Origin of the sequence: Streptomyces sp. NPDC052040 (genome assembly GCF_044548405.1) — a bacterium.
Taxonomy (GTDB): domain Bacteria; phylum Actinomycetota; class Actinomycetes; order Streptomycetales; family Streptomycetaceae; genus Streptomyces.
In genome coordinates this window covers 241,008-254,693 of record NZ_JBIUBV010000005.1, presented here as the reverse complement: position 1 = coordinate 254,693, position 13,686 = coordinate 241,008, and the positions used below count along the sequence as shown (strand labels likewise).

At 70.7% G+C, this 13,686-nt stretch carries 10 protein-coding genes and 1 pseudogene; 8 read left to right on the top strand and 3 right to left on the bottom strand.

Going from position 1 to position 13,686, the window contains the following annotated elements; all coding sequences use genetic code 11:
* The first annotated feature begins 94 nt into the window (after positions 1-94).
* The 7 genes from ACIHAA_RS13860 (at position 95) to ACIHAA_RS13830 (ending at position 9,220) form a co-directional block, all read left to right on the top strand.
* The gene (locus tag ACIHAA_RS13860; RefSeq protein WP_399816541.1) at positions 95-781 is read left to right on the top strand and encodes a spermidine synthase; all 687 of its coding nucleotides are present in this window, start codon (positions 95-97) and stop codon (positions 779-781) included.
* Between the two features lie 111 nt (positions 782-892).
* Positions 893-1,630 carry a response regulator transcription factor gene (locus ACIHAA_RS13855; protein ID WP_399816539.1) on the top strand — a complete coding sequence of 246 codons (738 nt, stop codon included), beginning with the start codon at positions 893-895 and terminating at the stop codon, positions 1,628-1,630.
* Positions 1,627-2,733: an ATP-binding protein gene (locus ACIHAA_RS13850; protein WP_399816537.1), complete on the top strand. Its 1,107-nt coding sequence runs from the start codon at positions 1,627-1,629 to the stop codon at positions 2,731-2,733. Before ACIHAA_RS13855 ends, ACIHAA_RS13850 begins: the two co-directional genes overlap by 4 nt.
* 281 nt (positions 2,734-3,014) lie before the next feature.
* The gene (locus tag ACIHAA_RS13845) at positions 3,015-6,824 is read left to right on the top strand and encodes a multifunctional oxoglutarate decarboxylase/oxoglutarate dehydrogenase thiamine pyrophosphate-binding subunit/dihydrolipoyllysine-residue succinyltransferase subunit (RefSeq protein WP_399816535.1); all 3,810 of its coding nucleotides are present in this window, start codon (positions 3,015-3,017) and stop codon (positions 6,822-6,824) included.
* Positions 6,825-6,966: 142 nt separating this feature from the next.
* Positions 6,967-7,146: a DUF6104 family protein gene (locus ACIHAA_RS13840; RefSeq protein ID WP_311692815.1), complete on the top strand. Its 180-nt coding sequence runs from the start codon at positions 6,967-6,969 to the stop codon at positions 7,144-7,146.
* A gap of 138 nt (positions 7,147-7,284) precedes the next feature.
* Positions 7,285-8,184 (top strand): DUF4097 family beta strand repeat-containing protein, encoded by a 900-nt coding sequence (locus ACIHAA_RS13835; protein WP_399816533.1) that lies wholly within the window; start codon positions 7,285-7,287, stop codon positions 8,182-8,184.
* Between the two features lies 1 nt (position 8,185).
* Positions 8,186-9,220 (top strand): helix-turn-helix transcriptional regulator, encoded by a 1,035-nt coding sequence (locus ACIHAA_RS13830; RefSeq protein WP_399816531.1) that lies wholly within the window; start codon positions 8,186-8,188, stop codon positions 9,218-9,220.
* A gap of 155 nt (positions 9,221-9,375) precedes the next feature.
* On the opposite strand, the pseudogene ACIHAA_RS13825 reads toward ACIHAA_RS13830, so the two are convergent.
* The 3 genes and pseudogenes from ACIHAA_RS13825 to ACIHAA_RS13815 form a co-directional block, all read right to left on the bottom strand.
* Positions 9,376-9,597, bottom strand: a pseudogene (locus ACIHAA_RS13825) (Clp protease N-terminal domain-containing protein); the annotation flags it as partial.
* 14 nt (positions 9,598-9,611) lie between these two features.
* Complete coding sequence (locus ACIHAA_RS13820; protein WP_399816529.1) at positions 9,612-10,577, bottom strand: zinc-binding dehydrogenase; 966 nt, start codon at positions 10,575-10,577, stop codon at positions 9,612-9,614.
* 389 nt (positions 10,578-10,966) lie between these two features.
* On the bottom strand, positions 10,967-12,190 hold the full coding sequence (locus ACIHAA_RS13815; protein ID WP_399816528.1) for an NADP-dependent malic enzyme: 1,224 nt from the start codon (positions 12,188-12,190) through the stop codon (positions 10,967-10,969).
* A gap of 537 nt (positions 12,191-12,727) precedes the next feature.
* Between ACIHAA_RS13815 and ACIHAA_RS13810 the strand changes: the two genes are divergently transcribed.
* Positions 12,728-13,684, top strand: coding sequence for an ABC transporter substrate-binding protein (locus tag ACIHAA_RS13810; RefSeq protein ID WP_399816526.1), 957 nt, complete (start codon positions 12,728-12,730; stop codon positions 13,682-13,684).
* The last annotated feature ends 2 nt before the right edge of the window (positions 13,685-13,686 follow it).

Below are 13,686 nucleotides of genomic sequence, written 5' to 3'. Positions count from 1 at the left end.
CGTCCCCCTCCCATACCCGAACATAGATACCCATCCGTGGAGACACCGGAAAATCCCTCGCCCCCGACCCGCCCGGGTCACCACAATGTGACCCATGCCTCATCCCTACGACACCCGCGCGACCCCGGAGGTCCTGGACCGCCGCGAGGGGCCGCACGGCGAGGTCGTCCTGCGCCGCCACGGCGAACTGCTCCAGATCATCGCCAACGGCTGCTTCCTGATGGACACCTCCGACGGGCGCTCGGAGCGGCTGCTCGTCGACGCCGCGTACGCGGCCCTGGACGAACGCCCGGAGCCGAGCGTGCTGATCGGCGGTCTGGGCGTCGGCTTCTCCCTCGCGCACGCGGCCGCGGACGGACGCTGGGGAGCCGTCACCGTCGTCGAGCGCGAGCGCGCCGTCATCGACTGGCACCTCCACGGGCCGCTCGGCGCACTCTCCGCAGCCGCGCTCGCCGACCCCCGCACCCGCGTGGTCGAAGCCGACCTCACGACTCACCTGCGTGAGACATCCGCCACGTACGACGCACTGTGCCTGGACATCGACAACGGGCCCGGCTGGACCGTCACGGAGGACAACGAGAGCCTCTACTCGGCGGCCGGACTGGCAAGCTGCGCACGGGTGTTGAGACCCGGCGGGGTACTGGCGGTGTGGTCCGCCCGGCCCTCTCCGGATTTTGAAGGAACCCTCTGGAATGCCGGGTTCCAGCGGGTCCATACCGAAGAGGTCCCCGTTGCCCGGGGCGTTCCGGACGTCGTGCACCTGGCGCTCCGACCTGGATAGCCGACCGGCGGTAACTCCCCGTACCCTGCTTCCCTGGCGCGGATCATTCAAGCGTCAATAGCAGTCATGGGATCACCCCACGGATTCCGGAAAGCAACTCAGGGGCGGGCGATGGAGCAAACACACACCGCGCACAACGGCACGACGGCGACCCCGGGCGCACAGCGCCGGGTTCTGGTGGTCGAGGACGACCCAACGATCGTCGACGCCATCGCCGCCCGGCTGCGCGCGGAAGGATTCCTCGTGCAAACGGCCGGCGACGGTCCGGCAGCGGTCGACACGGCTGAGGCGTGGCAGCCGGACCTGCTGATTCTCGACATCATGCTGCCGGGCTTCGACGGCCTTGAGGTCTGCCGCCGGGTGCAGGCGCAGCGTCCGGTGCCGGTGCTGATGCTCACCGCGCGCGACGACGAGACGGACATGCTGGTCGGGCTCGGCGTCGGCGCCGACGACTACATGACCAAGCCGTTCTCGATGCGTGAGCTGGCGGCGCGGGTGCATGTGCTGCTGCGGCGGATGGAGCGGGCCGCGCTGGCCGCCTCGACACCGCGCAGCGGCATCCTCCGCCTGGGCGAACTGGAGATCGACCACGCCCAGCGGCGGGTCCGGGTGCGCAGCGAGGACGTCCACCTCACGCCCACCGAGTTCGACCTGCTGGTCTGCCTGGCCAACACCCCGCGCGCGGTCCTCTCCCGGGAGCAGCTGCTCGCGGAGGTGTGGGACTGGGCGGACGCCTCCGGCACCCGCACCGTGGACAGCCACATCAAGGCCCTGCGGCGGAAGATCGGCGCCGAGCGCATCCGCACCGTGCACGGTGTGGGCTACGCCCTGGAGACCCCGACGCCATGAGCGACGGGCCGGCCGCACGGAGGAGCCCCGGGGATCCCTGGGGCGGCGTACGCCCGTTCTCGATCAAGACCAAGCTCGGTGCACTGGTCGTCATCGCGGTGCTGATCACCACAGGTCTGCTGCTGATCGCGGTGCGCACCGAGACCGAGCTGCGCTTCATCACCGTCTTCTCGATGATCGCCACGCTGCTGATCACGCAGTTCGTGGCGCACTCGCTCACGGCCCCGCTGGACGAGATGAACGCGGTGGCCCGCTCGATATCGCACGGCGACTACACCCGCCGGGTCCGGGACCACCGCCGGGACGAGATGGGTGACCTGGCCCACACCATCAATCTGATGGCGGACGAGCTGGAGGCCCAGGACAGCCAGCGCAAGGAACTCGTGGCAAATGTCTCCCACGAGCTGCGCACCCCCATCGCCGGACTGCGCGCGGTGCTGGAGAACATCGTGGACGGCGTCACCGAGGCCGACCCCGAGACCATGCGCACCGCCCTGAAGCAGACCGAGCGGCTCGGGCGCCTGGTGGAGACCCTGCTGGACCTCTCCCGGCTGGACAACGGCGTCGTACCGCTGAAGAAGCGCCGCTTCGAGGTGTGGCCGTATCTCTCGGGCGTCCTCAAGGAGGCCCAGATGGTGGCCTCGGTCCGGGCCGGCATCGCCTCGGGCTCCGGCACCCACACCCGCACGGACGTCCATCTCCACCTCGATGTCTCCCCGCCGGAGCTGACCGCGCACGCGGACCCGGAGCGCCTCCACCAGGTGGTGGCCAATCTGATCGACAACGCGGTCAAGCACAGCCCCCCGCACGGCCGGGTGACGGTGACCGCCCGGCGCGGCCCCACCCCGGACTCGCTGGAGCTGGAGGTGCTGGACGAGGGCCCCGGCATCCCCCGGTCGGAGTGGCACCGGGTGTTCGAGCGCTTCAACCGCGGCGCCGTGCGCCGGCCGCACGGGCCGGGCAGCGACGGCGGCACGGGGCTGGGCCTGGCGATCGCGCGCTGGGCGGTGGATCTGCACGGCGGCCGGATCGGGGTGGCCGAATCCACCCGGGGTTGCCGGATCCAGGTCACCCTTCCGGGAGAGCCCCCTCTTCCAAGTTGACGTAAAGTTCGAAGCGGAAGACCAAGATCCACGGATGGACGCGCCGACGGACACGTGTGATCAGGCACAGGCCCACGGGCATGGGGTGCCGGGTCCCGGCCGACGCACCCCTCGCGCAACGGAACCACGCTTGTTTCCCGCCATTTCGCGCCCCGAAACACGCTCTCCGGTGTGACTTACACGACGATGGACAGGCCCGACCTGACCTTCACCCCCGGGGAGGCGTAGCCTTTATTTCCGCTGTCCATAACCTTGTGAAGCGGAAGAGGGCGGTTGCCGCCGTGTCGCCACAGTCCCCCAGTAACTCGAGTGTCTCGACCGACGACCAAGCCGGGAAGAACCCCGCGGCCGCGTTCGGTCCGAACGAGTGGCTCGTCGACGAGATCTATCAGCAGTACCTCCAGGACCCGAATTCGGTAGACCGTGCCTGGTGGGACTTCTTTGCCGACTACAAGCCGGGAGCTGCTGCCTCCTCGGCTGCGGCGGGTACTGCGGCCGCGGGGGCCGCAGAGACCACCACCCCGGCCCAGGCCGCTCCCGCCGCCCCGGCACCGGCCGCCCCGGCCGCGGCTCCGCAGGCACCGGCCGCACCGGCCGTCCCGGCCCCCGCCGCGAAGCCCGCCGCCGCCCCGGCGAAGCCCGCCGCGGCCGCCCCCGCCGCAGCGAAGCCCGCTGCGGCCCCTGCACAGCCCAAGAAGGAAGAACCCGTGGCCCAGGCGCCCGTGGGTCCCGAGCTGGTGACCCTGCGCGGCCCCTCCGCCGCCGTTGCGAAGAACATGAACGCCTCCCTGGAGCTGCCCACGGCCACGTCCGTGCGCGCGGTGCCGGTGAAGCTGCTCTTCGACAACCGCATCGTCATCAACAACCACCTCAAGCGCGCCCGGGGCGGGAAGATCTCCTTCACGCACCTGATCGGCTACGCGATGGTGCAGGCCATCAAGGCCATGCCGGCGATGAACTGGTCCTTCGCGGAGAAGGACGGCAAGCCGACCCTGGTCAAGCCGGAGCACGTCAACCTCGGCCTCGCCATCGACCTGGTGAAGCCGAACGGTGACCGCCAGCTCGTGGTCGCGGCGATCAAGAAGGCCGAGACGCTCAACTTCTTCGAGTTCTGGCAGGCCTACGAGGACATCGTCCGCCGCGCCCGCGACGGCAAGCTGACGATGGACGACTTCACCGGTGTGACGGTCTCCCTGACCAACCCCGGCGGTCTCGGCACCGTCCACTCGGTGCCGCGCCTGATGCCCGGCCAGTCGGTCATCATGGGCGTCGGCTCCATGGACTACCCGGCGGAGTTCCAGGGCACCTCCCAGGACACCCTGAACAAGCTCGGCATCTCCAAGGTCATGACGCTCACGTCGACCTACGACCACCGGGTGATCCAGGGCGCCGCCTCCGGCGAGTTCCTGCGCGTCGTCGCCAACCTCCTCCTCGGCGAGAACGGCTTCTACGACGAGATCTTCGAGGCGCTGCGCATCCCCTACGAGCCGGTCCGCTGGCTCAAGGACATCGACGCCTCGCACGACGACGACGTCACCAAGGCCGCCCGCGTCTTCGAGCTGATCCACTCCTACCGGGTCCGCGGCCATGTCATGGCCGACACCGACCCGCTGGAGTACCAGCAGCGCAAGCACCCCGACCTGGACATCACCGAGCACGGCCTCACCCTGTGGGACCTGGAGCGCGAGTTCGCCGTCGGCGGCTTCGCCGGCAAGTCGATGATGAAGCTGCGCGACATCCTCGGCGTGCTGCGCGACTCGTACTGCCGCACCACCGGCATCGAGTACATGCACATCCAGGACCCCAAGCAGCGCAAGTGGATCCAGGACCGCGTGGAGCGCCCGCACTCCAAGCCGGAGCGCGAGGAGCAGCTGCGCATCCTGCGCAGGCTGAACGCGGCGGAGGCCTTCGAGACCTTCCTCCAGACCAAGTACGTCGGTCAGAAGCGCTTCTCCCTGGAGGGCGGCGAGTCCGTCATCCCGCTGCTCGACGCGGTGATCGACTCCGCGGCCGAGTCGCGCCTGGACGAGGTCGTCATCGGCATGGCCCACCGCGGCCGCCTCAACGTGCTGGCCAACATCGTCGGCAAGTCGTACGCCCAGATCTTCCGCGAGTTCGAGGGCAACCTCGACCCGAAGTCGATGCACGGCTCCGGCGACGTCAAGTACCACCTGGGCGCCAACGGCACCTTCACCGGCCTGGACGGCGAGCAGATCAAGGTCTCGCTGGTGGCCAACCCCTCCCACCTGGAGGCGGTGGACCCGGTCCTGGAGGGCGTCTCCCGCGCCAAGCAGGACATCATCAACAAGGGCGGCACCGACTTCACGGTCCTGCCGGTGGCGATCCACGGCGACGCGGCCTTCGCGGGCCAGGGCGTGGTGGCCGAGACCCTCAACATGTCGCAGCTGCGCGGCTACCGCACGGGCGGCACGGTCCACGTCGTCATCAACAACCAGGTCGGCTTCACCGCGGCCCCCGAGTCCTCGCGTTCCTCCATGTACGCGACGGACGTGGCCCGCATGATCGAGGCCCCGATCTTCCATGTGAACGGCGACGACCCCGAGGCCGTCGTGCGCGTGGCGCGGCTCGCCTTCGAGTTCCGCCAGGCGTTCAACAAGGACGTGGTGATCGACCTCATCTGCTACCGCCGCCGCGGTCACAACGAGTCGGACAACCCGGCCTTCACCCAGCCGCTGATGTACGACCTGATCGACAAGAAGCGCTCGGTGCGCAAGCTGTACACCGAGTCCCTGATCGGCCGGGGCGACATCACCCTGGAGGAGGCCGAGCAGGCCCTCCAGGACTACCAGGGCCAGCTGGAGAAGGTCTTCACCGAGGTCCGCGAGGCCACCTCGCAGCCCGGTTCGGCCGCCCCGCAGGAGCCGCAGGACGGCTTCCCGGTCGTGGTCGACACGGCCGTGTCCGCCGAGGTCGTCAAGCGGATCGCCGAGTCCCAGGTCAACATCCCCGACAACATCACCGTCCACCCGCGGCTGCTGCCGCAGCTCCAGCGCCGGGCGGCGATGGTCGAGGACGGCACGATCGACTGGGGCATGGGCGAGACCCTCGCGATCGGCTCGCTGCTGCTGGAGGGCGTCCCGGTCCGGCTCTCGGGCCAGGACTCGCGCCGCGGCACCTTCGGCCAGCGCCACGCGGTGATCATCGACCGCCAGACGGGCGAGGACTTCACGCCGCTCCAGTACCTCTCCGAGGACCAGGCGCGCTACAACGTCTACGACTCGCTGCTGTCCGAGTACGCGGCGATGGGCTTCGAGTACGGCTACTCGCTGGCCCGCCCGAACGCGCTGGTGATGTGGGAGGCCCAGTTCGGCGACTTCGTCAACGGCGCCCAGACCGTCGTGGACGAGTTCATCTCCTCGGCCGAGCAGAAGTGGGGCCAGACGTCCGGCGTCACCCTGCTGCTCCCGCACGGCTACGAGGGCCAGGGCCCGGACCACTCCTCGGCCCGCCCGGAGCGCTTCCTCCAGATCTGCGCCCAGAACAACATGACGGTCGCGATGCCGACCCTGCCGTCGAACTACTTCCACCTCCTGCGGTGGCAGGTGCACAACCCGCACCACAAGCCGCTGGTGGTCTTCACGCCGAAGTCGATGCTGCGCCTCAAGGCCGCCGCGTCCAAGGCGGAGGAGTTCACCACGGGCAAGTTCCGCCCGGTCATCGGCGACGCGTCGGTGGACCCGGCCGCGGTCCGCAAGGTCGTCTTCTGCGCCGGCAAGGTCTACTACGACCTGGAGGCCGAGCGGCAGAAGCGCGGCGTGACGGACACCGCGATCATCCGTCTGGAGCGCCTGTACCCGCTGCCGGGTGCCGAGCTCCAGGAGGAGATCAAGAAGTACCCGAACGCCGAGAAGTACCTGTGGGCCCAGGAGGAGCCGGCGAACCAGGGCGCCTGGCCGTTCATCGCCCTGAACCTCATCGACCACCTGGACCTGGCGGTCGGCGCGGACGTCCCGCCGGCCGAGCGGCTGCGCCGGATCTCCCGTCCGCACGGCTCGTCCCCGGCCGTCGGTTCCGCCAAGCGGCACCAGGCGGAGCAGGAGCAGCTCGTGCGCGAGGTGTTCGAGGCGTAAGCCTCCGGGTCGCGCAGGGGCCCGCCACCGAGCTTCGGCTCGGGGGCGGGCCCCTGCCGTATGCGGGCGGTTCCGCGTTGTGCGCGGACGGCGGCTCCGGCGGGCGGGCCACCGGCCCCCGGGCTCCACATATTCTGAGGACATGTACTTCACCGACCGTGGCATCGAAGAGCTGGAGAAGCGGCGCGGCGAGGAGGAGATCACCTTCGAGTGGCTCGCCGAGCAGCTGCGCGCGTTCGTGGATCTCAACCCCGACTTCGAGGTGCCGGTGGAGCGGCTGGCGACCTGGCTGGCCCGGCTGGACGACGAGGACGACGAGTAGGGGCCGCGTCAACCCTCCTCCTCAAGGTTCCCCACGAGGGCGCCTTGACTTTGCGTGCCCGCGATATATCGTGAAGAACGAACACGCGATATGGCGCGTTGGGGCAGGGTGCCCCCGCACCGACCGAGGAGGTCACCCATGTCCGAGTGGTCCGTCGCCGAGCCGCGGAAGCTCACCTTCGACACCCCCGTGACGGCCCTGCACGTACGCACCGTCAACGGAACGGTCAACGTGGTGGGCACGGACGAGAGTTCCGCCCGTCTGGAGGTCTCGGAGATCGAGGGCCCCCCGCTGACGGTGACCCACCGGGACGGCGTTCTGACGGTGGCCTACGACGACCTGCCCTGGAGGGGCTTCCTCAAGTGGCTCGACCGCAAGAGCTGGCACCGCAGCGCGGTCGTCTCCCTGGCCGTCCCCGCCGCCACCCGGGTGGAGGTCGGCGTGGTCGCGGCCGGTGCGATGGTCTCGGGCATCGAGGGCCCCGTCGACGCGAAGGGCGTCACGGGTGAGACCACCCTGGTGGGCGTCTCCGGCCCGGCCCATGTCGCCACGGTCTCGGGGAGCGTGGAGGCCCAGGGCGTCACCGGTGAGCTGCGGCTCAACTCGGTGTCCGGAGACCTCACCGTCATCGAGGGCGCCTGCCCGCTGGTGAAGGCGGACTCCGTGAGCGGCTCGATCATCCTGGACCTCGATTCCACCAGCGGGCCCACCGAGGCCCGGCTGACCAATGTCTCGGGGGAGATAGCGATCCGGCTGCCCCACCCGGCGGACGCGGAGATCGACGCGAACACCGCGAGCGGCACGGTGTCCAACGCCTTCGACGATCTGCGGGTGACCGGGCAGTGGGGCGCCAAGAGGATCACGGGCCGCCTCGGCGGGGGCCGCGGCCGGGTGAAGGCGACCACGGTGTCCGGCTCCATCGCCGTGCTGCGCCGCCCACCCGCGGAGGAGGAGCCCTGGGCCGGTGCCGGACCAGGGACCGCCGACGCAGCCTCCGACCGCTCCCCCGGCGGCCCGACCGAGCAGAAGGGGCTCTGACATGCCTCCCGTCTTCGCCCATGGACGCCTGCGGCTCTATCTGCTGAAGCTGCTCGACGAGGCGCCCCGCCATGGATACGAGGTGATACGCCTGCTGGAGGAGCGCTTCCAGGGGCTGTACGCGCCGTCCGCGGGCACCGTCTACCCCCGGCTGGCCAAGCTGGAGGCCGAAGGGCTGGTCACCCACACCACCGAGGGCGGCCGCAAGGTGTATGCGATCACCGACGCGGGCCGTGCCGAACTGGCCGAGCGCAGTGCCGAGCTGGCGGATCTGGAGCTGGAGATCCGCGAGTCGGTCGCCGAGCTCGCCGCCGAGATCCGCGCCGATGTGCGGGGCGCGGCGGGCGATCTGCGCCGGGAGATGCGGGCCGCGGTCTCCGAGGCCCGCCGGGGCGCCAAGGAGGGCGCGGAGTCCCACGGGGCGTGGGGCGAGCCGTCCGAGAAGGAGTCCTGGCGCGCCGCCAAGGAGGAGATGCGCCGCGCCCGGCAGGAGTGGAAGGAGCAGGCCCGGCGCGCCAAGGACGAGAGCAGGCGGGCCCGCGAGGAAGCCCAGCAGGCACGCCGTCAGGCCAAGGACGCCCAGGAGCGGGCGCGCGCCCAGGCCCAGGAGGAGTTGCAGCGCATGGCGCGGCGGGTCCAGGAGCAGGTGCAGAGCCACTTCGCCCGGGGCGACTGGCCGAACGGCGTACGGGAGGGCCTGACCGAACTGGCCAAGGAGTTCGGCGAGTTCGGCAAGGACTTCGGCAAGGGACTCGGGAAGGACTTCGGCTTCGGGCGCCCGGGAGCACCGGAGGAGCCGGAGTACTCGACGACCCCCGAGGACTTCCCCGGAGCCTATGAGCCGTCCTGGGCTCACGAGGACTTCGGGGGCGACCCGGCCAGGGCCCTGGACCGGCTCCTGGACCGCTTCCGCGACGACATCCGCGACGCGGCCCGCGACCAGGGGGTGACCGAGGAGCAGGTCCGGGAGGCCCGCGGCCATCTGTCGACGGCGGCGGCCCGCATCAGCGCCGCCCTGCGGTCCCACACCGGCTGACACCACGCCGACCGACGCTGCGCCGACCGACACCGGGGCAGGCGCGGGGGCCCGGCATCACGGCCGGGCCCGGGCGGACTTTGGGTCTTTCGTTTGGATCGGGCCGGGTCAGGGAGCGGGGTCTGGTGCCGTGCATCGCAAGGCGGAGGAGGGCGTCATGGCGGAGCCATGGCAACTGATCCAAACGAGAGGCCCTGGCTCGCCTTCGCCGCTCCCCCGCCCCACAGCAGCCGCTCCACCGCCGCGAAGGTCACTCCGCGATCGGCGAGGACCTCCGCCGGAACACCGGGGCGGGCGGTGAGGGCGAGCAGCAGATGCTCGTCGCCGATGTGCCGGTCGCCGTGGGCCAGGGCGGTGCGCAGGGACCGGGTGACCACGACGGGAGGGGACATCAGCCCGCGGTCAGCACGGTCTTGCCGTACCGGCCGCCGGTCGCCAGCCGTTCGAAGCCCTCGCGGGCACGGTCGAGCGGCAGCACCTCGTCGATGACGGGCCGCACACCGGTGGCGGCACAGAAGGAGAGCAGCTCCTCCAGCTCGTCCCTTGAGCCCATGCCCGAGCCCACCACCTTCAGCTCCAGGAAGAAGATGCGGGTGAGTTCCGCGGGCGAGGGCCGCTCCCCCGCGGCGGCACCCGAGAGGACGATCGTGCCGCCGGGCCGCAGCGACCGCACCGAGTGGGCCCAGGTGGCGGCACCGGCGGTCTCGATGACCGCGTCCACCCGCTGCGGCAGCCGCACCCCGGGCTCCAGGGCCTCCACCGCCCCCAGCTCCAGCGCCCGGCTGCGCCCGGCCTCGTCGCGGCCGGTGGCGAAGACCCGCAGCCCGGCGGCGCTGCCGAGGGCGATCGCGGCGGTCGCGGCAGCGCCGTCGGCGCCCTGGACCAGGACGGAGTCACCGGGGCGGGTCCCGGCGTCGGTGAAGAGCATCCGGTAGGCCGTCAGCCAGGCGGTGGGGAGGCAGGCGGCCTGCTCGAAGGTGAGCTGCCGCGGCTTGGGCAGGAGGTTCCAGGCGGGGACGGACACCTGCTCGGCGAAGGTGCCCTGGTAGCGCTCGGTGAGGACCGAACGCGGTTCGCCGGGACCCACACCGTGCCCCCACTGGCCGATGACGGAGTGCAGGACGACCTCGTTGCCGTCCTCGTCCACCCCGGCCGCGTCGCAGCCGAGGATCATCGGCAGCCTGTCCGCGGAGAGGCCGACGCCGCTGAGGGACCGGAGGTCGTGGTGGTTCAGGGAGGTTGCCCGGACGTTCACCGTCGTCCAGCCGGGCCTGCGCCCGGGAGCCGGGCGTTCCCCCAGCTCAAGGCCGGAGAGCGGATGATCGCGGTCGATACGGGCGGCATAGGCGGCGAACATGGCCCCGACCCTAGGCCCGGCGGGGGCCGCACGGAACCGGAGCGGCAGGGAAAGCGCCGCCGGGGGCACCGGCTCCGCACCCAACCGGACACCACCGAACCGGCGCGCACCTGACGACTACCAGCCCGCGGACACGCAACGGCTCCCCCCGAACCCCCGGACACCCGGCCACCCGGCCACCCGGCCACAGCCCATCGCCCCCACGGACACCTGACGGCAGACCACCGCACCCACGCACGCTCGGCCGCAGACCACCGCGCCCGGGCACCCGGCCCCGTACCACCGACCCGTCAGCCCCCGGCCGACGCCGACCCCAAGTCACCGCGCCCCCGCCACAAGCAGACGGGTGGGGCACTCGGCCCCGCCCGTCCCGTCCGCTCTGCGCCGCGTCAGCGCCGTGCCACGCCCTCGGCGCGGGCCGCGGCGGCCACCGCCGCCGTCACCGCGGGGGCCACCCGCTCGTCGAAGGGCGAGGGGATCACATAGTCGGCCGCCAGATCGTCGCCGACGACCGACGCCAGCGCCTCGGCCGCCGCGATCTTCATGCCCTCGGTGATCCGGGACGCCCGCACCTGGAGCGCCCCCGCGAAGATGCCGGGGAACGCCAGCACATTGTTGATCTGGTTCGGGAAGTCGGACCGGCCGGTCGCCACCACGGACGCGTACTTGTGCGCGACCTCCGGGTGGACCTCCGGGTTCGGGTTGGCCATGGCGAAGACGAAGGCGCCCTCCGCCATCGAGGCCACGGCCTTCTCCGGCACCGTACCGCCGGAGACGCCGATGAAGACGTCGGCGCCCTCCAGGGCCTGCTCCAGCGACCCCGTGAGGCCCGCCTTGTTGGTGAACCCGGCGAGTTCCCGCTTGACCGGCGTCAGGTCCTCGCGGTCCGGCGAGACCACGCCCTTACGGTCCGCGACCGCCACATCGCCGATGCCCGCCTCGACGAGCATCTTCGCGATGGCGACACCCGCCGCCCCAGCGCCCGAGATGACGGCCCGCAGATCCCCGAGCCCCTTCCCGTTCAGCCGCGAGGCGTTCCGCAGGGCCGCCAGCGTCACCACGGCCGTACCGTGCTGGTCGTCGTGGAAGACCGGGATGTCCAGCCGCTCCTGGAGCCGGCGCTCGATCTCGAAGCACCGGGGGGCCGAGATGTCCTCCAGGTTCACGCCGCCGAAGGAGGGCGCGAGCCGGACCACGGTCTCGACGATCTCGTCCACGTCCGTGCAGGCGAGCGCGATCGGGACCGCGTCCACCCCGCCGAACTGCTTGAACAGGATCGCCTTGCCCTCCATCACGGGGAGGGACGCCTCGGGACCGATGTCGCCGAGGCCGAGCACGGCCGTGCCGTCCGTCACCACGGCGACGACCGAGGACTTCCATGTGTAGTCGTGGACCAGCTCCGGCCGCTCCGCGATGGCGGTGCACACCCGGGCGACCCCGGGCGTGTACGCAAGGGACAGGTCGTCCTTGTCGCGGATCGGCACGGTGGCCTGCACGGCCATCTTGCCTCCGCGGTGCAGCGCGAACGCCGGATCGAAGGAATCGTCGGGCTCCGCCCCGCCGTCCTGATCCGCATTGTTGTCGCTGCGAGGATTGACGATCTCCGCTGCCACTGTGTCGTACCCCTTAGGTATGCATTGTTTGAGGGTGACCACTCCTGGTGAGGGGTGGGCGGGCACCGCGTATGACCCAGGTGACTGATGCGTACGGGTGCACACGCGACGGGCGCGCCGCACACGCGCCCTGAGCCCCTGATGAGGGGTGTAATGCACCTTCTTACCGGACGGATGGTGTCCCGGACGAGTCCATAAAGCTAAGGTCACACGCCGGTGAGATGACTCATGCCCGGAAATATGGACAAGTCTCCGGCATCTCCCCTCGGCAGCACATGGACGCGGGGCGTGGTCGTCCCCATGGCCCTGTGCGCCGGAGATCTTCCGGCCGAAGGCACCGAATCCCGTAAATGGCCTTCCGTGATCCCCGGCAGAGGCTCGGTTCGGGGGTCGCCCGTTATCCGATTTTGACATGGCGGCGCCCCTGAATACGGGTAAACGAATGGCAAGATGCCTCAACCACACGAGGTCGCGACACCCGAAGGTGAGTGTTCTCGTCGACTCTCGGCATCACTCGTCCCGCCGGAGGAACCCGCCATGTCCGCACGCTCCACCCGCCGTTCGACCGCCGCGCGTTCCCCGATAGCCGCGGTCGGTGCCCTCGCGGTCGCGGGCGCCCTGCTGCTCAGCGGCTGCGGCGACCAGACGAAGAAGACGAGCGGCGACTCCGCCAGTGCCTCGGCGTCCGCCCCGCTGGCGGACAAGCTCCCCGCGTCGATCCGCCAGGCGGGCGTCGTCAAGGTCGGCTCGGACATCGCGTACGCGCCGGTGGAGTTCAAGGACGGCTCCGGGAAGACGGTCGGTCTCGACCCCGACCTCGCGGACGCCATGGGCAGACAGCTCGGGGTGAAGTTCCAGTTCGAGAACGGCACCTTCGACGCCCTGCTGACGGGCATCCGCTCCAAGCGCTACGACATCGCGATGTCCGCCATGACCGACAACAAGAGCCGCCAGGAGGGCGTCGACCCCGACACCGGGAAGAAGGTCGGCGAGGGGGTCGACTTCGTCGACTATCTGACCGCGGGCGTGTCGATCTACGCGCGCAAGGGCGACACCGGCGGTCTCACCACCTGGTCGGACCTGTGCGGCAAGAAGCTCGCCGTGGAGCGGGGCACCGTCTCGGAGGACCTCGCCAAGAGCGAGACCAAGAAGTGTACGGGCGGCAAGAAGATCACCATCGAGGCCTTCGACGACGACCAGCAGGCACAGACCCGGCTGCGTTCCGGCGGCGCCGACGCCGCGTCCTCCGACTTCCCGGTGGCCGCGTATGCGGTGAAGACCTCGGGCGGCGGCAAGGACTTCCAGCTCGTCGGCGACCAGGTGGAGGCCGCCCCCTACGGCATCGCGGTCGCCAAGGAGAACACCCAGCTGCGGGACGCCCTCCAGGCCGCGATGAACGCGCTGATCAAGAGCGGCGAGTACCAGAAGATCCTCACCAAGTGGGGTGCCGAGGACGGCGCCGCCAAGGAGTCCGTCGTCAACGGCGGCAAGTGACC